The sequence below is a fragment of the Nocardioides sp. GY 10113 genome (assembly GCF_004919105.1).
Lineage (GTDB): Bacteria > Actinomycetota > Actinomycetes > Propionibacteriales > Nocardioidaceae > Nocardioides.
The window spans coordinates 55,627-80,755 of record NZ_STGK01000005.1 but is presented as its reverse complement, the minus strand read 5'-3'; the positions used below and the strand labels follow the sequence as shown (position 1 = coordinate 80,755).

General features: G+C 72.9%; 24 protein-coding genes and 1 riboswitch. Of the genes, 9 read left to right on the top strand and 15 right to left on the bottom strand.

Going from position 1 to position 25,129, the window contains the following annotated elements:
• Window positions 1-57: 57 nt before the first annotated feature.
• Window positions 58-1,698, bottom strand: coding sequence for an ABC-F family ATP-binding cassette domain-containing protein (locus tag E8D34_RS08125; protein WP_136594125.1), 1,641 nt, complete (start codon window positions 1,696-1,698; stop codon window positions 58-60).
• 155 nt (window positions 1,699-1,853) lie between these two features.
• Here E8D34_RS08125 and E8D34_RS08120 point away from each other — a divergent pair, with 155 nt between their 5' ends.
• From E8D34_RS08120 to E8D34_RS08095, 6 genes are all read left to right on the top strand, one after another.
• Window positions 1,854-3,035, top strand: coding sequence for a mechanosensitive ion channel family protein (locus E8D34_RS08120; RefSeq protein ID WP_136594124.1), 1,182 nt, complete (start codon window positions 1,854-1,856; stop codon window positions 3,033-3,035).
• Between the two features lie 436 nt (window positions 3,036-3,471).
• Complete coding sequence (locus E8D34_RS08115; RefSeq protein WP_240771224.1) at window positions 3,472-4,185, top strand: phosphohydrolase; 714 nt, start codon at window positions 3,472-3,474, stop codon at window positions 4,183-4,185.
• Between the two features lie 127 nt (window positions 4,186-4,312).
• On the top strand, window positions 4,313-5,533 hold the full coding sequence (locus E8D34_RS08110) for a mechanosensitive ion channel family protein (RefSeq protein WP_206056614.1): 1,221 nt from the start codon (window positions 4,313-4,315) through the stop codon (window positions 5,531-5,533).
• A gap of 127 nt (window positions 5,534-5,660) precedes the next feature.
• Window positions 5,661-6,965 carry a competence/damage-inducible protein A gene (locus E8D34_RS08105; RefSeq protein ID WP_136594123.1) on the top strand — a complete coding sequence of 435 codons (1,305 nt, stop codon included), beginning with the start codon at window positions 5,661-5,663 and terminating at the stop codon, window positions 6,963-6,965.
• A 194-nt stretch (window positions 6,966-7,159) separates the two neighbouring features.
• Window positions 7,160-7,675: a SigE family RNA polymerase sigma factor gene (locus E8D34_RS08100; protein ID WP_240771223.1), complete on the top strand. Its 516-nt coding sequence runs from the start codon at window positions 7,160-7,162 to the stop codon at window positions 7,673-7,675.
• Window positions 7,672-8,952: a hypothetical protein gene (locus E8D34_RS08095; protein WP_136594121.1), complete on the top strand. Its 1,281-nt coding sequence runs from the start codon at window positions 7,672-7,674 to the stop codon at window positions 8,950-8,952. Before E8D34_RS08100 ends, E8D34_RS08095 begins: the two co-directional genes overlap by 4 nt.
• A gap of 7 nt (window positions 8,953-8,959) precedes the next feature.
• Here E8D34_RS08095 and E8D34_RS08090 read toward each other — a convergent pair whose 3' ends face one another.
• Window positions 8,960-9,826: an LLM class F420-dependent oxidoreductase gene (locus E8D34_RS08090; RefSeq protein WP_136594120.1), complete on the bottom strand. Its 867-nt coding sequence runs from the start codon at window positions 9,824-9,826 to the stop codon at window positions 8,960-8,962.
• A 52-nt stretch (window positions 9,827-9,878) separates the two neighbouring features.
• Between E8D34_RS08090 and E8D34_RS08085 the strand changes: the two genes are divergently transcribed.
• Window positions 9,879-10,589, top strand: a complete 711-nt coding sequence (locus E8D34_RS08085; RefSeq protein ID WP_136594119.1) for a peptidylprolyl isomerase — start codon at window positions 9,879-9,881, stop codon at window positions 10,587-10,589.
• Here the strand turns inward: E8D34_RS08085 and E8D34_RS08080 are convergent, their stop codons facing one another.
• A complete protein-coding gene (locus E8D34_RS08080) occupies window positions 10,590-11,501 on the bottom strand; it encodes an SDR family NAD(P)-dependent oxidoreductase (protein ID WP_136594118.1) in 912 nt (303 codons plus the stop codon). It abuts the gene before it with no gap.
• Window positions 11,502-11,617: 116 nt separating this feature from the next.
• Here E8D34_RS08080 and rmuC point away from each other — a divergent pair, with 116 nt between their 5' ends.
• Together rmuC and E8D34_RS08070 are read left to right on the top strand one after the other, a co-directional pair.
• On the top strand, window positions 11,618-13,135 hold the full coding sequence (rmuC, locus tag E8D34_RS08075) for a DNA recombination protein RmuC (RefSeq protein WP_206056612.1): 1,518 nt from the start codon (window positions 11,618-11,620) through the stop codon (window positions 13,133-13,135).
• 244 nt (window positions 13,136-13,379) lie between these two features.
• Window positions 13,380-14,123 (top strand): MBL fold metallo-hydrolase, encoded by a 744-nt coding sequence (locus tag E8D34_RS08070; protein ID WP_136594117.1) that lies wholly within the window; start codon window positions 13,380-13,382, stop codon window positions 14,121-14,123.
• 27 nt (window positions 14,124-14,150) lie between these two features.
• On the opposite strand, the gene E8D34_RS08065 is transcribed toward E8D34_RS08070, so the two are convergent.
• From E8D34_RS08065 to E8D34_RS08010, 12 genes are all read right to left on the bottom strand, one after another.
• Window positions 14,151-14,996, bottom strand: coding sequence for an acyl-CoA thioesterase domain-containing protein (locus E8D34_RS08065; RefSeq protein WP_136594116.1), 846 nt, complete (start codon window positions 14,994-14,996; stop codon window positions 14,151-14,153).
• 22 nt (window positions 14,997-15,018) lie between these two features.
• Complete coding sequence (locus E8D34_RS08060; protein ID WP_136594115.1) at window positions 15,019-16,314, bottom strand: serine hydrolase domain-containing protein; 1,296 nt, start codon at window positions 16,312-16,314, stop codon at window positions 15,019-15,021.
• 25 nt (window positions 16,315-16,339) lie between these two features.
• Window positions 16,340-19,192 (bottom strand): aminomethyl-transferring glycine dehydrogenase, encoded by a 2,853-nt coding sequence (gene gcvP, locus E8D34_RS08055; RefSeq protein ID WP_276606589.1) that lies wholly within the window; start codon window positions 19,190-19,192, stop codon window positions 16,340-16,342.
• A gap of 73 nt (window positions 19,193-19,265) precedes the next feature.
• A riboswitch (glycine riboswitch) is annotated at window positions 19,266-19,364 on the bottom strand.
• Window positions 19,365-19,396: 32 nt separating this feature from the next.
• A complete protein-coding gene (locus E8D34_RS08050) occupies window positions 19,397-19,984 on the bottom strand; it encodes a MerR family transcriptional regulator (protein ID WP_136594113.1) in 588 nt (195 codons plus the stop codon).
• Between the two features lie 109 nt (window positions 19,985-20,093).
• Window positions 20,094-20,561 carry a bifunctional nuclease family protein gene (locus E8D34_RS08045; RefSeq protein WP_136594112.1) on the bottom strand — a complete coding sequence of 156 codons (468 nt, stop codon included), beginning with the start codon at window positions 20,559-20,561 and terminating at the stop codon, window positions 20,094-20,096.
• A 39-nt stretch (window positions 20,562-20,600) separates the two neighbouring features.
• Window positions 20,601-21,350: a MerR family transcriptional regulator gene (locus tag E8D34_RS08040; protein ID WP_136594111.1), complete on the bottom strand. Its 750-nt coding sequence runs from the start codon at window positions 21,348-21,350 to the stop codon at window positions 20,601-20,603.
• A 5-nt stretch (window positions 21,351-21,355) separates the two neighbouring features.
• Window positions 21,356-21,892: an FHA domain-containing protein gene (locus tag E8D34_RS08035; RefSeq protein ID WP_136594110.1), complete on the bottom strand. Its 537-nt coding sequence runs from the start codon at window positions 21,890-21,892 to the stop codon at window positions 21,356-21,358.
• Between the two features lie 78 nt (window positions 21,893-21,970).
• Complete coding sequence (gene gcvH, locus E8D34_RS08030) at window positions 21,971-22,357, bottom strand: glycine cleavage system protein GcvH (RefSeq protein WP_136594109.1); 387 nt, start codon at window positions 22,355-22,357, stop codon at window positions 21,971-21,973.
• Between the two features lie 65 nt (window positions 22,358-22,422).
• Window positions 22,423-23,334 (bottom strand): DUF881 domain-containing protein, encoded by a 912-nt coding sequence (locus E8D34_RS08025; RefSeq protein WP_136594108.1) that lies wholly within the window; start codon window positions 23,332-23,334, stop codon window positions 22,423-22,425.
• On the bottom strand, window positions 23,327-23,659 hold the full coding sequence (locus tag E8D34_RS08020; RefSeq protein ID WP_136594107.1) for a small basic family protein: 333 nt from the start codon (window positions 23,657-23,659) through the stop codon (window positions 23,327-23,329). The genes E8D34_RS08025 and E8D34_RS08020 overlap by 8 nt, the downstream gene beginning before the upstream one ends.
• Window positions 23,656-24,504, bottom strand: coding sequence for a DUF881 domain-containing protein (locus tag E8D34_RS08015; RefSeq protein WP_136594106.1), 849 nt, complete (start codon window positions 24,502-24,504; stop codon window positions 23,656-23,658). The genes E8D34_RS08020 and E8D34_RS08015 overlap by 4 nt, the downstream gene beginning before the upstream one ends.
• Window positions 24,497-25,120 (bottom strand): CDP-alcohol phosphatidyltransferase family protein, encoded by a 624-nt coding sequence (locus E8D34_RS08010; RefSeq protein ID WP_136594105.1) that lies wholly within the window; start codon window positions 25,118-25,120, stop codon window positions 24,497-24,499. The genes E8D34_RS08015 and E8D34_RS08010 overlap by 8 nt, the downstream gene beginning before the upstream one ends.
• Between the last annotated feature and the right edge of the window lie 9 nt (window positions 25,121-25,129).

The window sequence follows — 25,129 nt, the reverse complement described above, 5'->3', positions numbered from 1 at the left end:
GGCCTGAATTCCGGCCTCATCAAGGCTGCAATTCAGGCGTACTACCGGGGCCACCGCTCACCGCTCGCCCACACGCCCGCCCTCGACGCGCAGCTCGCGGGTGGTCCGCACCGCCTCCAGCATCCGCCGGTCGTGGGTGACCAGCAGCAACGTGCCCGGGAACTCGGCCAGCGCGGACTCCAGCTGCTCGATCGCCGGTACGTCGAGGTGGTTGGTCGGCTCGTCGAGGACCAGCAGGTTGACCCCACGCGCCTGCAGCAGCGCCAGCGCCGCCCGGGTCCGCTCCCCCGGCGACAGCGTGCTCGCCGGGCGCAGCACGTGGTCGGACTTGAGGCCGAACTTCGCCAGCAGCGTGCGCACCGGCTCGGGCGCCCAGTCGGGCACCTGACGCTGGAAGGCGTCCACCAGCGGCTCGTCGCCCTCGAAGAGCGCCCGTGCCTGGTCGACCTCGCCGACGACGACGCCCGGCCCGAGGTGCGACTCCCCCGCCTCCGGGGCCAGCCGGCCCAGCAGCAGCGCGAGCAGCGTCGACTTGCCGGCACCGTTCGGCCCGGTGATCGCCACCTTCTCCGCCCAGCCGATCTCCACCGACACCGGGCCGAGCGTGAAGTCCCCGCGCCGTACGACGGCCTGCCGCAGGGCCGCGGTGACCGCACCGGAACGGGGCGCGGCGGCGATCTCCATCCGCAGCTCCCACTCCTTGCGCGGCTCCTCCACCACCTCCAGGCGCTCGATGGCGCGCTCGGACTGGCGGACCTTGGCGGCCTGCTTCTCGCTCGACTCCGCACGGAAGCGACGCAGGTTCTTGTCGGGCTCGTTGTTGATGCTGCGCCGCGCGTTGCGGACGCCCTGCGCGGCCCAGTTGCGCTGCGTGGCGGCCCGCGCCTGGAGGGTGGACACCGTGTCGGCGTACTCCTCGTAGGCCTCGCGGGCGTGGCGCCGGGCGATCTCGCGCTCGGCCAGCCAGGCGTCGTACCCGCCGCCGTAGACGTTGATCGCCCGCTGGTGGAGGTCGAGCTCGACGATCCGGTTGACCGTGCGGGCCAGGAACTCCCGGTCGTGGCTGACGATCACCGCCGCCGCGGCGAGGTCCCCCACGAACCGCTCCAGCCGAGCCAGCCCGTCCAGGTCGAGGTCGTTGGTCGGCTCGTCGAGCAGGAAGACGTCGTACCGGGACAGCAGCAGGCTGGCCAGGCCCGCGCGCGCGGCCTGACCGCCCGAGAGCGCCGTCATCGGCTGCTCGAGGTCGATCGCGAGGCCGACGTCGTCGGCGATCGCCTCGGCGCGCTCGTCGAGGTCGGGCGCACCGAGGGCGAGCCATCGCTCCAGCGCGTCGGCGTACGCATCGTCGGCACCGGGCGCCCCCGCCTCCAGCCGCGCGGTCGCGTCGTCGAAGGCGGCCTGGGCGGCGGCCACGCCGGTACGGCGAGCCAGGAACCCGCGCACCGTCTCGCCGGGCCTCCGGTCGACCTCCTGGGGCAGGTAGCCGATCGTGGCGTGCGCCGGGGCGACCACGACCGCACCGGCCTCGGGGCGCAGCTCGCCGGCCAGGGTGCGCAGCAGCGTCGACTTGCCGGCCCCGTTGGGGCCGACCAGACCGACCACGTCCCCTGGTCCGACGACCAGGTCCAGTCCCGAGAAGAGCGCCGCCGCGCCGTGTCCGGCGGACAGCCCGGACACCTTGATCGTCGCGCCCACCAGCAGTCCCCTCGCTCACCGGGACGCGCGCCTGCGCGTGCCCGCACCCAGTCTGCCGGTTCCGCCCGGCCGGGAGCGAACCGGTTTCGCGCGCCGCGCTGGATCCGGCGCCGCGAGGCATTCCGCTGGTGCCGCCGGACGGGCAGGCTGTGGCGATGAAGGGCGACCTCTCCTACTTCCTGACCGCCACCACCATCGCCATCGTCGCGGCACTCGCGGTGATCGTTGCGGTGCAGGTCGCGGCCCACTTGCTGGCCCGCCGCTGGCCCCTGCTCGACCACCTGGCACGCCGCGAGCGGGTCCCGTTCCGGGTGTTGGTCCTCCTGATCGCGCTCAACCCCGTGCTCCAGCACCTGCGCCCCGAGGGCGACGCCCCGGGCTGGCACCTGGCCGCGATCACCGCCCGCGTGCTCGCGATCACGGCCGGCGGTTGGTTCGTGACCAGCCTGGTCGTCTTCTTCATCGACCTGGGCCTGCGCCGCAACGCGGCGGAGGTGGCGCGCTCCGACAACCGGGCCGCGCGTCGGTTGCGCACGCAGGTGCTCATCCTGCGACGCCTCGTCTACGTGATCGGCGGCGTGCTCACCGTCGGCGCGGTGCTGATGAGCTTCCCGCCGGTCTCCCGCTTCGGGGTCAGCGTGCTCGCCTCGGCCGGCGTGATCAGCTTCGTGGCGGGCCTGGCCGCCGGGCCCGTGCTGGGCAACGTCTTCGCGGGGCTGCAGCTGGCCTTCAGCGACGCCATCCGCCTCGACGACGCCGTCATCGTCGAGGGCGAGTGGGGCTGGATCGACGAGCTGACCCTGACGTACGTCGTCGTCCGGCTCTGGGACGAGCGCCGGATGGTGCTGCCCTCGTCGTACTTCACCACCACCCCGTTCCAGAACTGGACCCGGGAGAGCGCCGAGCTGCTCGGCTCCGTCGAGCTCGACCTCGACTGGCGCGTCGACACCACCGCACTGCGCGCCGAGGTCGACCGGGCACTCAGCGTCACGGACATGTGGGACGGGCGGGCCAAGGTCGTGCAGGTCACCGACGCCGTCGGCGGCTACGTCCGGGTCCGCGTCCTGGTCACCGCCCGCGACGCCCCCACGCTGTTCGACCTGCGCTGCCACGTCCGCGAGCACCTGGTCGCCTGGGTCCGCGAGAACGCCGAGCGCGGCATGCCGCGCCAGCGGACCGAGATCGTGACCACACCGCACTCCCGGATCGGGGCCATCGCCATCGACGTCGGCGGGCTCTTCCACGGCGACGAGGCGGCCGAGGAGCGTGCCGCACGGGCGGCCGGGCTGCATGAGGACGCCCACGACCCGGGCGGCCCCGGGCCGTCGGCCGAGTGAGGCGACGCGAGAGTCGCCGGTGCCCCGGCGCCCGCTCCGCGCTCGATGACGGCTGAGTAACACTCCCCGTCGCCGTACCGCCAGCGCGGTCACCGCGGGGCGCCATCACCCGGTGCAGACCCGTGGTCAGGGCACGAGCGCGTCGTTTGGTGCGAGCGCCCTAGAAGGGCGGTTGTGCATCCAGCACAACAAGGCTGTGGCCGTCCGACTGTGACGCGCGACACATCAAGCGTCCTAGCGTCGGGGTCGAGCGGCCGATCACCGGCCCCTGGCAAAGGAGAATCTCGTGCGAAAATTGGCGATCCGGCTCGGCGCGATTGCTGCAGCCCTGACCCTCCCTCTGGCGGGCCTGGTGGCGGGCCCCGCACAGGCAGACGGCTACGAGCGCGGGCCTGCGCCCACCGCGAGCAGTCTGCTCGGGAGCGGTTCCTTCTCGGTGAGCACCGACTCGGTGTCCTCCTTCGTGTCCGGCTTCGGCGGCGGGACCATCTACTACCCGACGTCCACCTCCGCAGGCACCTTCGGCGGCGTCGTCTTCTCGCCGGGCTTCACGGCCCGCGCCAGCCAGTACATCCCGCTGGCACGACGGGTGGCCTCCCACGGCTTCGTGGTCCTGGTCATCGACACCAACACGATCTACGACCAGCCCGACAGCCGCGGCCGGCAGATCCTGGCCGGCGTCGAGTACCTGACCGAGCGCGCGCCCAGCGCCGTCGCGGCCCGGCTCGACGAGTCCCGCATCGCGGTCTCGGGCCACTCGATGGGCGGCGGCGGCACGCTGTACGCCGCCGAGAACGGCCCCAGCATCGTCAAGGCGGCCGTCGCCCTGCAGCCGTGGCACACCGACAAGACCTGGTACGGGGTGGACGTCCCCACCATGATCATCGGCGCTGAGAACGACACGATCGCTCCCGTCTCCTCGCACTCGATCCCGTTCTACAACACGCTCACCAACGCCCCGGAGAAGGCGTACGGCGAGATCAACAACGCCGGCCACCTGATCGCCAACACCGACGACGACTGGCAGGGACGGCTGTTCGTCTCGTGGCTGAAGCGCTACCTGGACGAGGACACGCGCTACGACCCGTACCTGTGCCCCGGTCCGAGCTCGTTCAACCTCTCGGACTACCGGGACACCTGCCCGGCCTGACCCAGCAACACGTACGAGCCGCCGGGGTGAGGACCCACCCGGCGGCTCGTCCGCGTTCGATCCTCGGGCGGTGTGGAACCGGCCACAGAACCTTCGGTTCCGCCGGGCGCCCCGGCACGCTGGTCTGATGGAGGAACCGAACGTGCACCTGCTCGCGGCCGCGACCGTCGCCCTCGCCATCGCCGTCGCGGTGATCGCGGCGACGCGGGTGGGCATCGGCCTGCTCGCCCGACGCTGGCCACCCGCCTCACGCCTCGCCGAGAGCGCCCGGATCCCCTTCCGGGCGCTCGTCGCGCTGGTCGCGCTCTCCCCCGTGCTGGCCGACCTCGACGCCGGGTACGACCTGCCGGGGTGGGCCACGGTCGACGGCGGGGCCAGGGTCGCGATGGTGTTCGCCGCCGGCTGGCTGCTGACCGTCGTACTGGTCTTCCTGGTCGACCTCGCGCTGCTCCGCAACGCCGCGGGCGTGGCCCGGGCGGACAACCGCGCCGCGCGGCGCCTGCGCACCCAGGTGATGATCCTGCGCCGCCTGGTGTACGTCGCCGGCGCGGTGGTCACCGTCGGCGCGGTGCTGCTCAGCATCCCGGGCGTCGAGGCGTACGGCGCCAGCGTGCTCGCCTCGGCCGGCGTGATCAGCGTCGTCGCCGGCCTCGCCGCGACCTCCGTCCTCGGCAACGTCTTCGCCGGGCTGCAGCTGGCCTTCAGCGACGCGATCCGCCTCGACGACGCCGTCATCGTCGAGGGCGAGTGGGGCTGGATCGACGAGCTGACCCTCACCTACGTCGTCGTCCGGCTCTGGGACGAGCGCCGGATGGTGCTGCCGTCCAGCTACTTCACCACCACCCCGTTCCAGAACTGGACCCGGGAGAGCGCCGAGCTGCTCGGCTCCGTCGAGCTCGACCTGGACTGGCGCGTGGACACAGCGGCGCTGCGCGCCGAGGTCGACCGGGCACTCGAGGTCACCGACCTGTGGGACGGGCGGGCCAAGGTCGTGCAGGTCACCGACGCCGTCGGCGGCTACGTCCGGGTGCGGGTGCTGGTCACCGCCCGCGACGCCCCCACGCTCTTCGACCTGCGCTGCCACGTCCGCGAGCACCTGGTCGCCTGGGTCCGCGAGAACGCCGAGCGCGGCATGCCGCGCCTGCGGACCGAGATCGTCGAGGCGCCGCGGAGCCGGGTGCACACCCCGCGGACGGACGTCGGCGGACTGTTCCACGGTGACGAGGCGGCCGAGGAACGGGCGGCCCGCGCCACCGGCGAGATCGACCTCCGGGCCGTCGGCGACGCCGACCGCCCAGCGGACGCCGACCTCGGCGACCTCCGTCCACGTCAACCGGCGTCCCGGTGACCGAGCGGCTCGCCGGCGAGGTCGCCGGCGAGCCCCGCCACGCGAACCGACGGGGCGGGTGGGGGCTCGAGCAGGGCGCCCTCGGCGCCGGCGGCGACCCGTGGTCACGGCCCCCTACGATCGACGCATGCGCGCGCGGGCGGGGATCGTGGTCACGGGCACCGAGGTGCTCACCGGGAGGGTCGCCGACGCCAACGGGTCCTGGCTCGCCGAGGAGCTGCGGCGCCTCGGCGTCGACGTGGGCCAGGTCGTCGTCGTCGGTGATCGCGCCGCCGACCTCCTCGCCGCGCTGCGCTTCCTGGCCGCCTCGCACGACCTGGTGATCACCACCGGCGGACTCGGGCCGACCGCGGACGACCTGACCGCGGCCGTGGTCGCCGACTTCCAGGCCCGCCCCCTGGCACCGGACGTCGCGCTGCAGACCCGGATCCAGAGGATCGTCGAGCGGCTGTACGCCGACCGCGGGTGGGACTCCCCCGCTGCCGAGGTCCGGGCGGGCACGGCCAAGCAGGCACTGGTGCCACGCGGCGCGCGGGTGCTGGAGCCGACCGGGACGGCGCCGGGCCTGGTGGTGCCCGCGCCCGACGGTCACGACGGGCCGCCGGTGCTGGTGCTCCCCGGCCCGCCCCGCGAGCTGCGGGCGATGTGGCCCGCGGCGCTCGCGGCGCCGGAGGTCGCGGCGGCGCTGGCCGGCGCGGTGACACTGCACGAGGAGACGATCCGGATCTGGGGCCCCCCGGAGGCCGAGCTGGCCGGGCTGCTCCGCGACCACGAGGCGCGGCACGGTCTGGACGACCTCGAGGTGAGCACCTGCCTGCGCGACGGCGAGCTGGAGGTGGTGACGCGGTTCGCGCCGGAGGCGGCGGCCGCCTACCGGTCGCTGACCGCGGCGCTCGTCGACCGGTTCGGCGCGCGGGTCTTCTCGACCGACGGGCGCACGGTCGACCGCGTGCTGGCCGACCTGCTGGTCGCGCGCGGCGCGACCGTGGCGACCGCGGAGTCGTGCACCGCCGGCCTGGTCGCCGGCCGGCTGGCCGACCTCCCGGGCTCGTCGCGCTACCTGCTCGGCGGGTTCGTGACCTACGCGAACGAGGCGAAGACCGCCGAGGTCGGAGTACCGGAGCAGCTGCTGCGCCAGGTCGGCGCGGTCAGCGAGGAGGTCGCGGTCGCGATGGCCGCGGGCGCCCGCGAGCGGTTGGGAACGACGTACGGCCTGTCCACCACCGGCGTCGCCGGCCCCGACGGCGGGACGCCGGAGAAGCCGGTGGGGCTGGTCCACGTCGCGGTCGTGAGCCAGGACGGCGTCCGGCACCGTGCGCTGCGCCTCGGCGGTGGTCGGGACGCGATCCGCGCCCGGTCCGTCACCAGCTTGCTCCACCTCCTCCGCGAGGTGGTCTCCGCCGGGCCGCCCGGCGCCCACTCGGTCAGGTAGGGGCAGCCCTCGTCGTCGAGGTACCAGGACTCGCCGCGAAGATCTCCACGAGCGTCCAGATTGCGCGAGGTGCGCCACACCGCCGCCGTGGGGCGCGACAATCCGGGCGCCGGAGGCAACCAAGCCCCGGGCCACCCGGTCGAAGGGGCATGACCTTGCGAACGTCCGACGCGAGCCGACGAACGGAGGCCGCGTTGCCGAACGATGCCGACCAGCTCGTCGAGTTCGAGGCCTTCGTGGCCGCCCGCGCTCAGGCCCTGCTCCGCACCGCCTACCTGCTGACCCGCGACCACGCCATGGCCGAGGACCTGCTGCAGACCGCCCTCAGCAAGGCGTGGTTCGCCTGGCACCGGATCGAGAAGCACCCCGAGCCGTACGTGCGCCGGATCCTGGTCACCACCTACGCCGGCTGGCGCGGCCGCCGCTGGCACGGCGAGCAGCCCACCGAGACGCTCCCCGAGGGTGCCGACGGCGATCACGGCGCCACCGCGGTCGTCGAGCGGCACGACCTCGCCGACGCGCTGGACCGACTCCCCCGGCGCCAGCGCGCGGTGGTGGTCCTCCGCTTCTTCGAGGACCTCTCCGTGGCCGAGACCGCCCACGTGATGGGGTGCAGCACCGGCACCGTGAAGAGCCAGCTGCACAAGGCGCTGGCCCACCTCAGGATCGACCCCGCACTCGCCGACGACACCACCGGAGGTGCGCGATGAACACCCTCGACGACCTGCGCAGCCAGCTCGCCCACGACGCCGAGACCGTCGCCGGGGCGCCCGACCCCGCCCGGATCGGCTCCGTACGCCGCCGCGTCCGCGCCATCCGGCGCCGCCGCCACGCCGCGCTGGCCGCCGGGACCGCCGCCGTGGTGGCGGCGGTCGCCCTCGGCGTACCGACCCTGGGCGGCGGGAAGGACGCCGAACCGGCCGACGACGCCCCCACGGTCGAGGTCAACGGCTTCCAGTACCGGCTCGACCTCGCCGTGGACGGCGAGCCGGGCGAACGAACCGTCTCGGCCGACCTTCCCTCCAGCGATCGCGCACGGGTCGTTCAGCTGTCGGCCACCGACCTGCCCGACGGCGCGCGAGTGACCCTTGTCGACCCCTACTTCGACACGGTCCACTCCCAGCTGATGGGCGGTGACGCGGACCAGCCGCCGGTGCCGATCCAGGCGGGCCCGGTCCCGCTGGAGATCAGGTCGCGGGGCATCTCTCCCGAGACGGTGCTCCGTCTCTCGGTCTTCGAGCGCGTGGACGGACACCTGCCCCCGGGCATCTCCAACGGCACCGCGGTCTTCCGTGACGAGATCGCCGGTGAGACCCTCGTCGACGGCGGCTTCCTGCCGGAGGGGGCCAGCAGCATGACCTTCGAGGTGCCGGGGCCGATCTCGACGCTGACCTTCTCGTTCTACTGCGACCGCGGGTCGCAGCGCACGATGGCGCTGAGCGTCAGGATCGACGACGGCACCACGCTGTACTCGAAGTGCCTCCGTGACCCCTCCGACGTCGACGCGGGCGGCGGCGGGACCGGCGTCGACCTGCTGGACGATCCGGCCGGGACGATGCACACGATCACCTTCGCGACGACGGAGTCGAGGGGGTCGGAGGAGGTCGTCGCGCTCGACGGCACCGTGGCCGGCCTCGGCATCTACCGCGACGGGGCGCGGGAGCAGGTGGCCGGCGTCGAGGTCGACCGCGTCGTCGAGGCCGCCGGGCGCACCTGGGAGCTCGCCGACGCGCCCGGCCGCACCGCACGCCTCGATCTGGAGGAGGCCGACGCGCCCCGACTGGTCGGGTTCGTGGCCGCGAAGGGGCAGCCCGCGAAGCAGGTCATGCTCGCGACCAACGGCCGGCTCGGCTCGAGCACCGGCCTGCCCGGGGGCTACGGCATCACCGACACGATCTGGCCGGGGCGGACCGTCGACCTGGCCGTGGTCGACGGTCGCGGCCGCGCCGCGCAGGGCTCGGTGCTGATCTACCGGCCGGTCGACTGACCCAGGCTCACAGCTCGGAGAGGCGGGGAACGATCTCCTCGGCCACCGTCGTCACCCACGCCTCGGGGTCGTCGCTGGGCGGCATCATCGTCACCAGCGACACCCCGAGGGCGGCGTACTCCTCCATCTCGCGCAGGAACCCGTCGCGGTCGGCGAGCGGGTCGGTCATCACCAGGATCGTCGTACGGATCGCGTCGTAGTCGGTGCCGAGGCGGTCGCAGTGCTCCCGGAGCACCGACAGCTTGTGCTTCATCACCTCGGTGCCCTCGGCGAACAGGTTGCAGGCATCGGCGTACTGCGCGACCAGCCGCAGCGTCTTGCGCTCGCCGGTGCCGCCGACCAGCACCGGCACCCGATCCCGCGTCGGCGCCGGCACGTTGACGGTCTCGGCGAGACGGTAGTGCGCGCCCTCGTAGGGGCCGTCGTCGTCGCTCCACATCTGGCGCACGATCTGCAGGGTCTCCTCCAGGCGCTCGAACCGCTCGGCCGTCGGCGGGAACGGCACGCCGAGACCCTCGTGCTCCCGGTCGTACCAGGCCGCGCCGAGGTTGAGCCAGGCCCGCCCCCCGGAGAGCACGTCGAGGGTGGTGACGATCTTGGCGAGCAGTCCGGGGTGCCGGTAGGTCACGCCGGTCACCAGCAGGCCGAGGTCGACCCGCTCGGTGATCCCGGCCAGGTAGCCGAGGGTCGTGTAGCCCTCCAGCATCGGCTCGGGCGGGCCACCCAGCATCTCCATCTGGAAGTAGTGGTCCATCACCGTGAACAGGGCGACTCCGCCCTCGTCCGCGGCCTGGGCGGTCGCCGTGAGGCGGTCCGCCAATCTGGTCTGCCACTCGGGGTGGCTGAAGTTCGCGTAGTGGATTCCGAGGTCCATACCGGCGAACCTACGCCGGATTGCCGGGGGTGGGCGCCTACGATTTCCAACCATGCTGACGCGTTCCCTGGCCGTTGTACCGGCCGTGCTGCTCGTGGCCACCCTCTCCGCGTGCGGGGGCGACGACGGGGACGCCACCGCGAGCGACCCGACCACGGCCTCGGCCTCGGCGTCCGACGCGGCCTCCGAGAGCACCGACGCCGCCACGACGTGCGCCTACACGCCCGATGGCAGCGTCGCCGACCCGCAACTGCCGCCGGCCGAGCCGACCGTCTCGGGAGAGGTGAAGGCGACCCTGGAGACCACGATCGGCGACCTGCCGATCACCCTGGACGCCGACGCCGCGCCCTGCACCGTCAACTCCATCGTGTTCCTGGCCGAGAGCGGGTACTACGACGACAGCCCCTGCCACCGGATGACGGTCGCCGACGTCTTCAAGATCCTGCAGTGCGGTGACCCGACCGGGACCGGCACCGGCGGCCCGGGGTACACGGTCCCCGACGAGATCACCGGGTCGGAGACCTACGGCGAGGGCACGCTGGCGATGGCCAACACCGGGGCACCCGACTCCGGCGGCTCGCAGTTCTTCATCTGCTACGGCGACACGGCACTGAACGCCGCCTACACGGTGTTCGGCGCCATGGATCCGACCGGCACCGACCTGATCGCCGACGCCGCCCGGGCGGGCGTGACGCCGGAGGGCGCACAGGACGGGGCGCCGAAGACCTCGATCCAGATCACGGGCGTGTCGATCACGGGCTGATCACGGGGCTGCCGGCAGCGCGCCCGGGAGGTCGACCCCGGTGAGCTCCACCGACCGCTCCCACAGCGCGCGCGCCGCCGCCACGTCGGTGGCGCGTGCGCTGCGCCGTGCCGGCGCCGGCCAGCCCCACATCTCGGTCCGCCCGTGCGGGCCGATGTAGGCGTTGCCGGGGACGTCCATGGTCGCGGCGTAGACCGTGCACAGGGCGCCCCGCCAGGTCGGCATGCTGACCAGCCGCTGGCCGAACGAGCCGATCGCGGTCAGTACCGGGTTGCCGGTGCCGCTGGTGATGGCGGAGAACGTCGCCCCCGGGTGCGCCCCGACGGCGCGCACCGGGCTGCCGGCCGCGCGGAGCCGCCGATCGAGCTCGGCGAGGAACAGCAGGTCGGCCAGCTTGGAGTCGGCGTAGGCCCGGAAGACCCGGTACCGGCGACGCTGCCAGGCGAGGTCGTCCAGGTCCAGGCGGCCGCCGCGGTGCTCACGCGACCCGGTGACCACCACGCGGTCGCGCAGGTGGGGCAGCAGCAGGTGGGTGAGGGCGAAGTGGCCCAGGTAGTTGGTGGCAAAGTGCAGCTCGACGCCCTCCCGGGTGAGCCGGTGCGGTACGCCGAGCACGCCGGCGTTGTTGATCAGCACGTCGACGTGGCCGAACTCCTCGGCGGTCGCCGCGGCGAAGCGGCGCACCGAGCCGAGGTCGGCGACGTCGAGCCGGCGGACGTGGACGCGGCCCCGGTCCGCACCGGGCACGGTGCGGGCGGCCGCCTCGGCCTTCTCGAGGTTGCGGCAGGCGAGCACCAGCTCGGCGCCGCGTGACCCGAGGATCTGCGCGGTGGCCAGGCCGATCCCGCTGCTGGCTCCGGTGATCACGAAGCGACGCCCGGGCTGCGGCGGCACGGCGGTCCAGGGACGCATGGGCCCAGGCTGGCACAGGGCGGCGCCGGGCGCCCGGGAGACCGGCGATCCGTCACACCGGGCCTCCCCCGGCGTGGCCACGGGATTGTGTCGAGCCCGCCTGTTTGGATGCAGGCATGGAGATCGTGCTGCTGCTCATCGGGCTGGTCGTCGGCGTCGCCGTCGGCGCACTGGCCACGCGTGTCCTGACCTCGGGAGCCTCCACGGCGGACCGCGGCGAGGTGGACCGGCTGCGCGGCGAGGCGGAGCGCGGACGCGCCGAGGCCGAGCGGCTCCAGTTCGAGGTGGAGCGGGCCCGCTCGGAGCTGGTCCAGGCCGAGGCGCTGGCCGAGGCGCGCCAGCAGGCGATCGTCGCCGAGGTCCGTTCGCAGGAGTCCGCGGCCCGCGCCGAGGTGGAGGCCCGGCTCTCGGCCGCGGCGGCCTCCCTGGACGAGCTGCGCGCGGCCCTCCAGTCCGCCCAGGAGCAGCACCGTTCCGCCCTCACCGCGGCCCAGGAGCAGCATCGGGAGGTCCTCGCGGCCGCCCGCGAGCGGCACCAGGAGATCCTGCGGCAGCACCAGGAGGCCCAGCGGGAGCGCGAGAAGGCCGACGCCGGGCACACCCAGGTGCTCAAGACCCTGACCCCGGTCGCGGAGCAGCTGCGAGCGATGCAGCTGCGCGTGGAGGACATGGAGAAGCAGCGCCACCTCCAGCACGGCGAGCTCGCCGAGCAGCTGCGCACCACCCAGCACACGGTGGCGGAGTCGAAGAAGGCCGCGGACACCCTCGCCTCCGCGCTCTCCAACAACGCCGTGCGGGGGTTCTGGGGCGAGACCCAGCTCACCACGCTGGTGGAGTCGGCCGGACTGCTGTCGCGGGTCGACTTCACCCTGCAGAACCAGATCGAGGCCGACTCGGGCCTGCGCCGACCCGACATGGTGATCAACATGCCGGGCGGCAAGCAGATGGCCATCGACGCCAAGGCCCCCTACAACGCCTACATGGAGGCCTGCCGCAAGGACATCGACCCCGACGTGCGCCACCGGCACCTGGTCGAGCACGCCAAGAAGGTCCGCGGCCACGTCGATGCGCTCTCGTCGAAGTCCTACTGGTCCGGCCTCGCGGCCAGCCCCGAGTTCACGGTCGCCTTCATCCCCAACGACCAGCTGCTGACCGCGGCGCTCGACGCGGATCCGTCGCTGCTGGAGCACGCCTTCGGCAAGGGCATCGTGCTGGCCACCCCGGCCAACCTCTGGGCGATCCTCAAGACCGTGGCGTTCACCTGGCGCCAGGACGTGCTCACCGAGGACGCCAAGGAGCTCTTCGACCTGGGCCGCGAGCTCTACCTCCGGATCCTCAAGATGGGCGAGCACGCCGAGAAGCTGCGCCGCTCGCTGGAGAGCACGGTGAAGAGCTACAACGCCTTCGCCGGCTCGCTGGAGTCCCGCGTGCTGGTCACCGCCCGCAAGCTGGACCGGATGGACGAGTCCTCGGTCATCCCCTCCCCGCAGCCGATCGAGGTCGTCCCGCGCGCGCTGACCAGCGGCGACTTCGAGGCGATCGCCGACCTGGACCGGGACGAGCTGCAGCTCTCCATCGAGGACGCCATCGAGGCCGTGGAGGCCGAGATCGTCGAGGACCAGCAGGCGGGCTGACCCGGCGGGAGCCCCGCGCCCTCGAGGCGGCCCCACTGACGCTGGTCAGTCCGGCCCCACCGAGACTGGTCGGAAGCGCCCGATCCGCCGGCGCCGCTCCCTGCCCGCCGCTGCCGACCGCGGGTCGTGTGCCCGAGAACCCCGCCTACCGCTGTCTCAGGCACACGACCACACCCGCGCCGCACCACCCAGAGCTCCCGACAGCGCCTCGACGCCGGCCTCACGGGCCGCTACGTTGCGACGCGTGAATGTCGACGTACACGAGGTCGCCCCCGGTGTCTGGCAGGCCCGCGCGAAGCACGTGGCGTGGGTCCTCATCGTCGACGGCGGCGAGGTGACGCTGGTCGACACCGGCTATCCCGGCGACCGTGGCCGGGTGATCGCCTCACTGGAGAAGGTGGGCCGAGCGCCCGCTGACGTCTCGGCCGTCATCCTCACCCACGCCCATCCGGACCACCTGGGCAGCGCCGAGTACTTCCGTGCCGAGGTCGGGACGCCGGTGCTGGTCCACGAGAAGGAGGTGCCGAACGCGACGGGTGCCCACATCGAGCAGGTGTCCGTCGCGACCCTGCTCGCCCGGGTCTGGCGACCCGACGTGGCGGTCTGGATGCGGGACATCGTGGCGCTGAAGGCCGCGCGTGTCGACCGACTGGCGGCGGTCGACACCTTCACCACCGAGCCCCTCGACCTCCCCGGGCACCCGGTGCCGGTGCCCACGCCCGGACACACGTCGGGGCACGCCGCCTTCCACCTGCCCGACCGGGGTGCGCTGCTCGTCGGCGACGCCCTGATGACCGAGCACGCCCTCGCGCGCACGCCGGGACCTCAGCTCCTGCCGTCCTTCTTCAACCACGACGACGACGAGGCGCTGGCCTCGCTCGAGCTCCTGTCGGAGCTGGAGGCCGAGGTGGTCGTCCCGGGCCACGGACCCGCGTTCCACGGGTCCCCGCGCGCTGCGGTGGCCGCGGCGGCCGCCTCCGCCCGCTGAGGGTCCCGGCTCGGGCAGCGGCCCCGCTCAGACCCGGTCGGGCCCGAGGATCGGGTTCTCGGGCCCTCCCAGGTCGACCGTCCGCTTCACGTTGGACATCGCGGTGACCGTCGCGGTGCCCAGGGGCCCGCTCCGGTCGAAGACCTCGGCCGTGCCGACCGCGAGGCCCTGTGCGGCCACGTGGTCGGTGGCGCGGATGCCCAGGGTGGTGCTGTCGGGGCGCCGCGCGAGCGTCAGGTCGATGTCGGTGTTGATGTACTCGATGCCGCCGCTCCCCCAGTTGGTCACCATGCTGGTGGCGTCCGCGACCGAGGCCACCGCCTGGAACGGGGTGGCCTCCTCGCCGACGACCACGGGCATCGCGGTCTGCCACGTGGCGTGGCGGCCCGCGTTCTGGTGCTCGCCGAAGTTCTGGGACCAGGGCGCATCGCTGGCGAAGAACGGGACGTGGTGGGCGCCGTCGTTCGGTACGACGTCGAGCCCCGGCGGGGCCGGACGGTCCGCGGCCGTCCAGAGTGTGCCTGCGGGGTCCTCCCCCGGGCGGAGGAAGAGCGCGCTCGCCCGAGCGACCGGCTCGCCGTCCTGCTCCATCACGGCGTCGAGGAGGAGCAGTCGCGCGCTGGAGCGGACCACCGTGGCCCGGCCGACGGACGGGACCATCCGAGCGGGCCGGAACAGATCGACGTGGTACCGGGTCGGGACCAGATCGGGGCGGCCGAGCTCGGCCACGTGCTCCTCCAGCGTCAGCGCCAGCAACCCGCTCACCGCGACGCCGTGCATCTGCGTGTCGCTCCACAGACTGGCGGCCAGCGCCTGCGGGAGGAGCGTGCCGCGCTCACCCCTGCGGAACCAGCCCGGTACGAAGTCGCTCACCGGGGCAGCCTAGAACACGTTCTCAATCGCGGCGGACGGTGTCCGGATGCCCTCCGGGGGCCGGCACCGAGGGGTCGTACGGCGTCCTCGTGTACAGGAAGGTCGCGCACTCCAGGTGCGTCACCACTCCCCGGGCGTCGCGATGCACCTCCAGCGTCTCGCCGAGGTGGTAGCCCTCGCTCCCCACGATGCGCTCGCCGGCGAGCCCGAACCGGTCGCCGACCTCGCCGGTGCGGACGTCGCGCAGCCGCAGGTCCTCGCCCCACCACTCCAGCGAGTACGCGGTGTTGCCCCAGAACCAGAGGCCGGGGACGCCCCGGACCGGATCCGGGAGGTCCGCGGTCGGATGCCACGGCCTCGGGCCGGTCGGAGCCGCCGCCCGCATCCGGACGGGCACCTGGTCCGAGCGCAGCCCGGTGGTGGCGTTCGCGAGCACCGCGACGGCGTCACCAGTCGCCGGGTCGGCGAAGAGGCTGGCCTGGAAGCCCGGCATCGACCCGGTGTGCCCGACCCACGCGTGTCCGTCGACGTCGAGGAGGCGCACACCGAGGCCGTAGCCGGGGGTGATCGGGTCGCGCATCAACGCCGCCGTCGCCTCCCCCAGGACCTGGGGATGGCCGTGCGCCAGCACCCCAGCCCAGGTCAGCAGGTCGCCCGGGGTGCTCCACAGCTGGCCGGCGGGCGCCATCGCCACCGTGTCCGCGTGCGGCTCCGCGGCCAGGACGCCCGTGAAGTGGTCGACGCTCCACCCCGGCGCGCGCCCCGGGGGCGGGCCGTACGCGGTGGCCGTCATCCCGAGCGGCCCCAGCAGCCGGTCGGCGACCAGCTCCCGCCAGGTCCGGCCGTGGGCCTCCTCGAGCACCCCGCCGAGCAGCGCGAAGCCCAGGTTGGAGTAGTGGTAGACCTCGCCCGGCCCGGCGATCGGCGCCCGACCCGCGTTGGCGGCGAACAGGGCAGCGCGGTCCGCGCCGGTCGTGCGCTCCCACCACGGGCCGACGGGCTCGCTGGGCAGGCCGGCGGTGTGCGACAGCAGCCCGGCGAGCGTGGCGTCGCCGTGCGGTGCGTCGGGGAGGAACCGTCGCACCGGGTCGTCGAGCGAGGCGTCGCCGCCCTCGACCAGCTGCAGCACCAGGACCGCCGTCATCGTCTTGGTGATCGACCCGATCCGGTACGCCGTCCCCGGCACCGGGACCGGGTCTTCCCCGACCCCGCCCCACCAGACGGCGCGGCCCCCCTCGGCGACGGCGCCCGACACCGACGGCAGCCGGCCTGCGGCCTGCAGGCCGGCCAGCGCGTCGTCGTACCGGTGGACGGTCACGGCGTGGGTGCTCCCCTCGTCCGGGTCAGTCGGCGTACGCCTCCATGGGCGGGCACGAGCAGACCAGGTTGCGGTCGCCGTAGGCCTGGTCGATCCGGGCGACGGGCGGCCAGTACTTGTCCGCGTCGAAGCCGGTCGGGAAGGCGCCGAGCTCGCGCGGGTAGGCGCGGTCCCAGTCGCCGGTCAGCACCGCACCGGTGTGCGGAGCGTGCCGCAGCGGCGAGGCGTCGGCGGCCCACTCCCCCGCCGCGACCCGGTCGATCTCGCCCTTGATGGCGATCATCGCGTCGATGAAGCGGTCCAGCTCGGCCAGGTCCTCCGACTCCGTCGGCTCGACCATCAGCGTGCCGGCGACCGGGAACGACATCGTCGGCGCGTGGAAGCCGTAGTCGATGAGCCGCTTGGCGACGTCGTCGACCGTGACCCCGGTCTGCTTGGTGATCTCGCGCAGGTCGAGGATGCACTCGTGCGCGACCAGGCCGGAGTCGCCACGGTAGAGCACGGGGAAGTGCTCGCCGAGACGCGCGGCGACGTAGTTGGCCGAGAGCACCGCCACCGCGGTGGCGCGGGTCAGTCCGGCGGCCCCCATCATCGAGACGTAGGCCCACGAGATCGGCAGGATCCCGGCGGAGCCGTACGGCGCGGCGCTGATCGCCCCCACACCCTCGCGACGCTCGGCGTCCGGGTGCAGCACGTGGGTGGGCAGGTAGGGCGCCAGGTGCTCGCGGACGGCGACCGGTCCGACGCCCGGGCCACCGCCGCCGTGCGGGATGCAGAACGTCTTGTGCAGGTTGAGGTGCGAGACGTCGCCGCCGAACTTGCCGGGCTTGGCGTAGCCGAGGAGGGCGTTGAAGTTGGCGCCGTCGATGTACACCTGGCCGCCGTGCTCGTGGACGATGTCGCACAGCTCGGTGATGGTCTCCTCGTAGACCCCGTGGGTCGAGGGGTAGGTGACCATGATCGCGGCCAGGTCGTCGGCGTGCGCGGCGCACTGAGCCCGCAGGTCGTCGAGGTCGACCGTGCCGTCGTCAGCGGACTTCACCACGACCACCCGCATCCCGGCCATCACCGCGGAGGCGGGGTTGGTGCCGTGGGCCGAGGCGGGGATCAGGCACACGTCGCGCTGCCCCTGGCCCTGGGCGACGTGGTAGGCCCGGATCGCCAGCATGCCGGCGTACTCGCCCTGGGCGCCGGCGTTGGGCTGGATCGAGACGCGGTCGTAGCCGGTGACCTCGGCCAGCCAACCCTCGAGCTGCTCGATCATCTGCCGGTAGCCGGTCGCGGCGTCGGCCGGCACGAAGGGGTGCAGGTCGGCGAAGCCGGACAGCGTGATCGGCTCCATCTCGGTGGTCGCGTTCAGCTTCATCGTGCAGGAGCCGAGCGGGATCATCCCGCGGTCCAGCGCGTAGTCGCGACGCGCGAGGCGCTTGAGGTAGCGCAGCATCGAGGTCTCGTTGTGGTGCGTGGTGAAGACCGGGTGGGTCAGGTACTCGGTCTCCCGCGCCAGGCCCGTCGGCAGGCCGGCGAGGGGCTCGACAGCGCTCGGGGTGATGCCGAAGGCCGCGTGCAGGGCGCGCAGCGTCCCGGCACCGGCGGTCTCGCCGAAGGAGATGCCGACCGTGTCGGCGTCGATCAGCCGCAGGTGCAGCCCCTGGACACGGGCCTCGGCGACCACCTGCTCGGCCCGTCCCGGGACGCGCACACCGAGGGTGTCGAAGAACGTCTCCTCGACCAGCTCGAGGCCGGCCTCGCGCAGCGACGCGGCAGCGCGACCGGTCAGCTCGTGGATCCGGCTCGCGATCGACCGCAGCCCGGCCGGGCCGTGGTAGACGGCGTACATGCCGGCGGCGACGGCCAGCAGCACCTGCGCCGTGCAGATGTTGGAGGTCGCCTTGTCGCGGCGGATGTGCTGCTCGCGGGTCTGCAGGGCCAGCCGGTACGCCGGGCGGCCCTCGGCGTCGATCGACACCCCGACCAGGCGGCCGGGCATCTGACGCTCGAGGCCGGCGCGGACGCTCATGAAGCCCGCGTGCGGGCCGCCGTAGAAGAGCGGCACGCCGAACCGCTGGGCGGAGCCGACGACGACGTCGGCACCGAGCGCACCCGGCGCCTCGAGCAGGGTGAGGGCCAGCAGGTCGGCGGCGACCACGGCGAGCCCGCCGCGCTCGTGGGCCTGCTCGATCAGCGGACGAGGGTCGAGCACCCGCCCGGAGGCCCCCGGGTACTGCACGAGGACGCCCGACACGGGGCCGTCCGGCAGGCCGTCGGTGAGGTCGGCGACGACGACCTCCACGCCGATGCCGGCGGCGCGGGTACGCACCACGTCGATGGTCTGCGGGAGCGCGTCCGCGTCGATCACGAACGGCCCGGAGGCCTTGCGGTTGGCCCGGAACGCCAGCGCCACCGCCTCGCCGGCCGCGGTCCCCTCGTCCAGCAGCGACGCCCCGGTGGTGGGCAGGCCGGTGAGGTCGGAGACCATCGTCTGGAAGTTGATCAGGGCCTCCAGGCGGCCCTGCGAGATCTCCGGCTGGTACGGCGTGTACGCGGTGTACCAGCTCGGGTCCTCGAACAGGTTGCGCCGGATCACGGCGGGCGTGACGGTCGAGTGGTAGCCGAGGCCGATCATCGCCTCGCCGGGCTCGTTGGCCGCGGCGAGCGCGCGCAGCGCGGCGGCGGTCTCCTCCTCGTCCGCGCCGGGGCCGAGCGCCAGTGGGTCGCCGCCGCGGATGCCCTTGGGCACCGCGGCATCCATCAGATCGTCCAGGGAGTCGAAGCCGAGGCGCGCGAGCATGCTCGCGACCTGGACGTCGTCGGGGCCGAGGTGGCGGGCGACGAAGGGAGAGAGGTCGGCCGGCTGGCCGGCGGAAAGAGAGGTCACGGGTTCAGGCTCCTCGGATCGGACGCTCGAGCCCTCCCCCTCTGTCATCGCCTCGTCGCGACTTCAGAGTTGCCTGGTCCGCGCAGTCCTGGTGCCTGAGAGGTTCCGGGGAGGAATTGCCCCTTCGGCGCCCGATCCCGAAAAAGAGAACAGACTCTCCCGCGCAGCATCAACGGCGCGGGAGAGCCTATCAGTGAGGAACGATCAGACCGCGTTGCGGGCGGCTCGTCGAGCCGCGAGCTCGTCGGCGCCGGTGGAGGACGAGCCGTCCGAGGCACGCTCGCTGGGCAGCGAGGAGAGCGTGCCCTCGATCTCCCGCCACACACCACCGATCGCGATGCCGAAGACGCCCTGGCCGCCCTGGAGGAGGTCGATCACCTCGTCGTTGCTCGTGCACTCGTAGACCGAGGCGCCATCGCTCATCAGCGTGACCTGCGTCAGGTCGTCGGTGCCCCGGTCACGGAGGTGACCGACCGCGGTACGCACCTGCTGCAGCGAGATGCCCGCGTCGAGCAGGCTCTTGATGACCTTGAGGATCAGGATGTCGCGGAAGCTGTAGAGCCGCTGCGAACCGGAGCCGCTGGCACCGCGCACACTGGGCTCGATGAGGCCGGTACGCGCCCAGTAGTCGAGCTGCCGGTAGGTGATGCCGGCGGCATTGCACGCCGTCGGACCGCGGTAGCCGAGGTCGCTGGGCAGCGGCGACACGTCGTCGGTGAAGAGGAGGCCCTGCTCCTCGGCGGCGGCGGATGCCGCAGGGTCATGGGCCGTCTTCGGCTGCTGCTCGTTCACTCGGTCCTCCGTGGTTCCAGGTGGGCAAGAGATGACGCTACGGGTGCCCCCGAAGGGGGTCAAAGACCTACGGGGCGTGTCGCGAAAACTCTCACCCTCAACATGAACGTTACGTCGATTCGAAGTCCTCGGGAGAGACGTGGTCGAGAAACTCACGGAAACGCTCGACCTCGTCCTCCTCCTCGGTGGGCACGGCGAGGCCCGCCTCGTCGAGCACCCCCTCGTCGCAGTAGATCGTGGTGCCCGTGCGCAGGGCGAGCGCGATCGAGTCGGACGGTCGGGCGCTGACCTCGGCGCCCGAGCTGAAGACCAGCGTGGCGAAGAAGACGCCGTCACGGACGTCGGTGATCCGCACCTGCTCCAGGTCGTTGCCGGTCGCGGTGAGGATGTCCTTCATCAGGTCGTGGGTGAGGGGGCGCGGGGGCACCACGCCCTGCTGCGCGAAGGCGATCGCGGTCGCCTCCACCGCGCCGATCCAGATCGGCAGGTAGCGATCCCCGCTCACCTCGCGCAGCAGCACGATCGGCTGGTTGGACGGCATCTCCACCCGGACACCCATGACGTCGACCTCGCGCATGGCTCCAGCGTACTCACAGCCGGGGACGGCGGTGGGACCTCAGAGCCGGCGGAGCCCGGCCTTGACGAGCGTGGCGTGCAGCTTGACCGACAGCGCGGCGATCTCGCTGACGGCCTCCTCGGCCCGAGCCGCCGCCGCGGCGTCGCGGCCGCGGCGCACGGGCGCGACGATCTGACCGATCAGACCGACCTCGCGGTCCGCGGCGGCCTTGAACGCGCGCAGGTGACGCGGCTCGATGCCGAAGTCACCCAGCTCGCGCGCGGTCTGCGCCACGACCAGCGCGTCGCTGTCGAAGTGGCCGGTCGCCGACCCCACGATCAGCCCGAAGCCCTCGAGCGCGGTCAGCAGGTCCTCGTCGATGCCCGAGATCTTGATCAGCTCCTGCCGGGAGAGCCGCACCTGGTCGCGGCGCCGGAAGGACTCCGGCGTGGGCACGCCGTCGGCACCGAGCTGCACCTGCGGCACCACCGGGACCACCGGCTCGATCGGCGGCGGCGCCAGGCCGCTGTCGATCGCGTCGAGGTGCTCCCCGATCACCTTGAGCGGGAGGTAGTGGTCGCGCTGCATGCGCAGCACGTACCGCAGGCGCTCGACGTCGCGGTGGGCGAACTTCCGGTAGCCGGCGGGGGTGCGCTCGGGCTTGATCAGCCCCTGCTCCTCGAGGAACCGGATCTTCGAGATCGTCACCGACGGGAAGTCCTCGCGCAGCAGGTCGAGCACCTGCCCGATGTTGAACAGCTCCCGGGCGGCGACCGATCTGGGCGCCGGATCCGGGCGAGCGGGAACCATCGAGATCAGGCGCTCTCGTGCCCGGCGAAGTAGACCAACCGGTACTTGCCGATCTGGACCTCGTCACTGTCCTTGAGCAGCACCTGCTCGATCCGGTCGCGGTTGACGTAGGTGCCGTTGAGGCTTCCCGCGTCCGCGACCGTGTACCCGTTGGCCTCACGGCGGAACGTCGCATGCCGGCGCGAGACCGTGACGTCGTCCAGGAAGATCGCGCTGTCGGGGTGACGGCCCGCGGTCACCTCGGACTGGTCGAGGAGGAAGCGGCTGCCCGCCCCCGGACCCTTCTGCACCACCAGCAGGGCGTGACCGAGCGGCAGCGCGTCGACGGCCGCCGCATCGACCGGGTTCAGCGCCCGGTCGGACGTCTCGACCTTGTCGCCGCCGCCGAACTGGATCGTCGCGGTGGTCTCGGTCATCGGCGAGACGGCGGGATCCGGGGTCTCGGTCGGCGCGGACTCCGCGATCACCAGCCGCGTACCGCACTGGGAGCAGAACCGCGCATCGTCCGGGTTCTGCCGACCGCAGTTGGTGCAGAACGGCATCAAGCCTCCTCAGGCACAACCCTCACCCTGACAGTGAGGTGGATGGTTCGAACCTACACCCTGCCCGGCGCCGGATGATCAGGAACCGAGCTGGGCCTCGTAGGAACTGGCGTCCATCAGATCGGCCAGCGCGCCCTCGACCGAAGGGACGACCTCGAAGAGCCAGCCCTCGCCGTACGGGTCGCTGTTGACCAGCTCCGGCGTGGCGTCGAGTGCGTCGTTGCGCGCGACGACCTCGCCGTCGATCGGCGCGTAGATGTCGCTCACCGACTTGGTGGACTCCAGCTCGCCGCAGGGCGCGCCGGCGGTCAGGGCCTCGCCGACCTCCGGGAGGGACACGTAGACGATGTCGCCGAGGGCGTCCTGGGCGAAGTCGGTGATGCCGACCCGGACCGACCCCGGGGCACTGCCCGCCTCTGCGACCCACTCGTGCTCGGCGGTGTACTTCAGGTTCGTGGGGTTCACGGTGCGCGCTCCTCGGGTGCCGCTGCTGGTCCGGGCCACCGTGACGGTGGCCCCGGGTCAGAAGGCTACTGGTCGGGGTCCGGCTCCGCGAAGCGCCCATCGGCGTTGTCGCGCACCGATTCGATGTCGAGCGAGGACAGCTTGGTGACCACGACCTCGGCTCCGTCGTCGCGCAGCTGCTGCCGCGGGCCGAACGCGAAGACCATCGCCGCACTCAGCACGTCCGGGTCGCCGATCACGTCGATGACGAACGGGGCCTCGACGAGCTCCCCGTCCACCAGGAACCCGCCGTCGGTCTCGGCGAACGAGGTCTGCGCGACGATCCGGATCTTGCCGTTGATCTGCATCGCCTCGGCGCCGACGGTGCGCAGCTCCTGCACGGTGTCGAGCATCGACGAGAGCCGGACGGTGCCGTCCACCTCGGTGATCGTGATCCGGATGCCGGGCCCGGTGACCGGCACGAGACCGGCCAGCACGTTCAGGTCGTCGACCTCGCCCTGAGCCTGCTCGAGCGCCGTCCGTCGCTTGGTGCTGTCGTTGCGCAGGTCGTCGCGGACCGTCTCCAGCCGGTCGACGTCGCTCTCGGCCTGCTGCCGGGCGCCCGCCAACGCGTTGAGGACGTCGATCAGGTCCTGCTGCCGCAGCCCCGCGTAGTTGTCCTCGACGCCGGCGATCCGCACCTGCGTCACCGCCCCGAAGCCGACCATGGCCAGCAGCACCGCCACCACGACCTGGCGCCGGGTCGGGTTGCGCAGCGCCGCCACGACGCGGCTGCCCGGGGTGCCCGGCGACGTGCGCCGGGTCGACTCCTCCGGCGCCGGGTCCGCCACGGGCGCCTGCGTCGCAGCCTCGTCGGTCGGCTCGTCGGTCGGCTCGTCGGTCGGCTCGTCGGTCGGCTCGTCGACCGGCTGCTCCGTCGGTTCCTCGACCGACTCCTCGGCGCCCTCGGCCGCGCGCTGGTCGGTCTCGTCAAGCATGGAAGACGTGCCTTCGGATGGCGGCGGCGTTGGTGAAGATCCGGATGCCCAGGACAACGACGACGCCGGTGGAGAGCTGGCCGCCGACCCCCAGTCGATCGCCCAGGTAGACGATGCCGGCGGCGATCACCACGTTGCTGACGAACGAGACGACGAAGACCTTGTCGTCGAAGATGCCGTCGAGGTAGGCGCGCAGGCCACCGAAGACCGCGTCCAGGGCGGCGACCACCGCGATCGGCAGGTAGGGCTCGAGACCGACCGGCACGTCGGGCTGGAAGACCAGCCCGAGCGCGACCCCCGCCAGCAGCCCCAGAACCGCGATCACGCCGCACCGCCTCCCTGTCGTTCCGCGCCCTCGTTCGAGAGCTCCCGCGCAGACCGTAGCCTGAGCAACCCCACGGGCGCGGCAGGCAGGCGGACCTGCGAGAGGTTGTCCACCTCGTAGGTGAAGGCGAACTGGTTCACCAGCGCCAGGAAGTCCTGGCCGGCGTCGGACTCGATGAAGTCCGCGGCGAGGCGGTCCACGTTGCCCACCGCCACGACGGAGTACGGCGGAGCGATCCCGGTGCTGTTGACCTCGATCGGCGTACCCGAGTTCCGGATCGCCGAGCGCGCCGTGAGGCGGTGGCCGTTGATCGCGATCGCCTCCGCTCCCGCGGACCAGAGCGCGTCGACCAGCACCGCGAGGTCCGAGTCACGGACGACGTTGCCGGGGGCGGTCCGCGCAGTGTTGTCGACCGTCACCCGGATGCCCGGACCGACCACCGGCGTGAAGCCCGCGGCGGCGCCGATCCGAGCACGCCGGGCCTCCAACGCGGCGAGCTCGTCGCCGAGCTCGCGCAGCGACTGCTCGTCGAGGGCGTTCTGCTCGCGCAGGGCGTTGAGGCGCCCCTGGGCGTCGTGGACGGAGTCGCGCCGGCTCTCGATCCGGGCGATCAGCGCCGCGCGGCTCGCGTCCTGGTCGGCCGCGTTGCGCGAGGTCTGCACCGCCGCGACGGTGACCAGCAGCGCGAAGGCGCCGAGGACGGCGATCACGCCGACGCGCGAGACACGGCGCAAGGACGCGCCGGGACCGCGGCGGTCGGCCACGGCCTGGTACTCCTGGTCCAGCGACTCCTGGGTGATCAGGGTCAGCAGCGGCGTCCGGGCCCGGTCGGTGACGTCAGTCACGGCCCGACCCCTTCCGGCGCGGTGCCCGCTCGACGGTCGCCAGGAGCGTGCGCACCTGCCAGGCGTAGAGCAGCCCCGCCCACCAGTAGAGGCCGATGCCCCACGCGGCGAAGGCCCAGCCGAAGACCAGCGCCAGCGTGGCCACGGTGCCGTCGCCCTCGCCGAGCAGGAGCAGCGGGAACGCGTAGAGGAGGTTGAAGGTCGCTGCCTTCCCGAGGAAGTGCACGGGAAGCGCGCTGTAGCCACGGGTGCGCAGCAGCGGGACCAGGCCCCACATCAGCAGGTCGCGCAGCGGGAGGGCCAACGCCACCGGCCACGGGATCACGTCGCGCAGCGCCAGACCGACCACCACGGCGAGGATGTAGAGGCGGTCGGCGACCGGGTCCAGGAGCTGGCCCAGCGGCGAGGTCTGGTCGAGCTTGCGGGCCAGCCAGCCGTCCAGGAAGTCGGTGACCCCGGAGACCGCCAGGACGACCAGCGCCCAGCCGTCGGCCTCGGGCCCCAGCATCAGCCACAGGAAGAGCGGGACCAGCAGCAGCCGCAGGATGCTCAGCAGGTTGGGCACCGTCAGCACCCGCCCGGAGGCGCGCTCGAGCCTGCTCTCCCGATCCGCCACGGTGGTCAC

Coding starts and splice junctions, on each gene's coding strand:
- E8D34_RS08120 (WP_136594124.1), top strand. CDS start 1,854: ATGAAGGGCGACCTCTCCTACTTCCTGACCGCCACCACCATCGCCATC.
- E8D34_RS08110 (WP_206056614.1), top strand. CDS start 4,313: ATGGAGGAACCGAACGTGCACCTGCTCGCGGCCGCGACCGTCGCCCTC.
- E8D34_RS08105 (WP_136594123.1), top strand. CDS start 5,661: ATGCGCGCGCGGGCGGGGATCGTGGTCACGGGCACCGAGGTGCTCACC.
- E8D34_RS08095 (WP_136594121.1), top strand. CDS start 7,672: ATGAACACCCTCGACGACCTGCGCAGCCAGCTCGCCCACGACGCCGAG.
- E8D34_RS08090 (WP_136594120.1), bottom strand. CDS start 9,826: ATGGACCTCGGAATCCACTACGCGAACTTCAGCCACCCCGAGTGGCAG.
- E8D34_RS08085 (WP_136594119.1), top strand. CDS start 9,879: ATGCTGACGCGTTCCCTGGCCGTTGTACCGGCCGTGCTGCTCGTGGCC.
- E8D34_RS08080 (WP_136594118.1), bottom strand. CDS start 11,501: ATGCGTCCCTGGACCGCCGTGCCGCCGCAGCCCGGGCGTCGCTTCGTG.
- rmuC (WP_206056612.1), top strand. CDS start 11,618: ATGGAGATCGTGCTGCTGCTCATCGGGCTGGTCGTCGGCGTCGCCGTC.
- E8D34_RS08045 (WP_136594112.1), bottom strand. CDS start 20,561: ATGCGCGAGGTCGACGTCATGGGTGTCCGGGTGGAGATGCCGTCCAAC.
- E8D34_RS08040 (WP_136594111.1), bottom strand. CDS start 21,350: ATGGTTCCCGCTCGCCCGGATCCGGCGCCCAGATCGGTCGCCGCCCGG.
- E8D34_RS08035 (WP_136594110.1), bottom strand. CDS start 21,892: ATGCCGTTCTGCACCAACTGCGGTCGGCAGAACCCGGACGATGCGCGG.
- E8D34_RS08025 (WP_136594108.1), bottom strand. CDS start 23,334: ATGCTTGACGAGACCGACCAGCGCGCGGCCGAGGGCGCCGAGGAGTCG.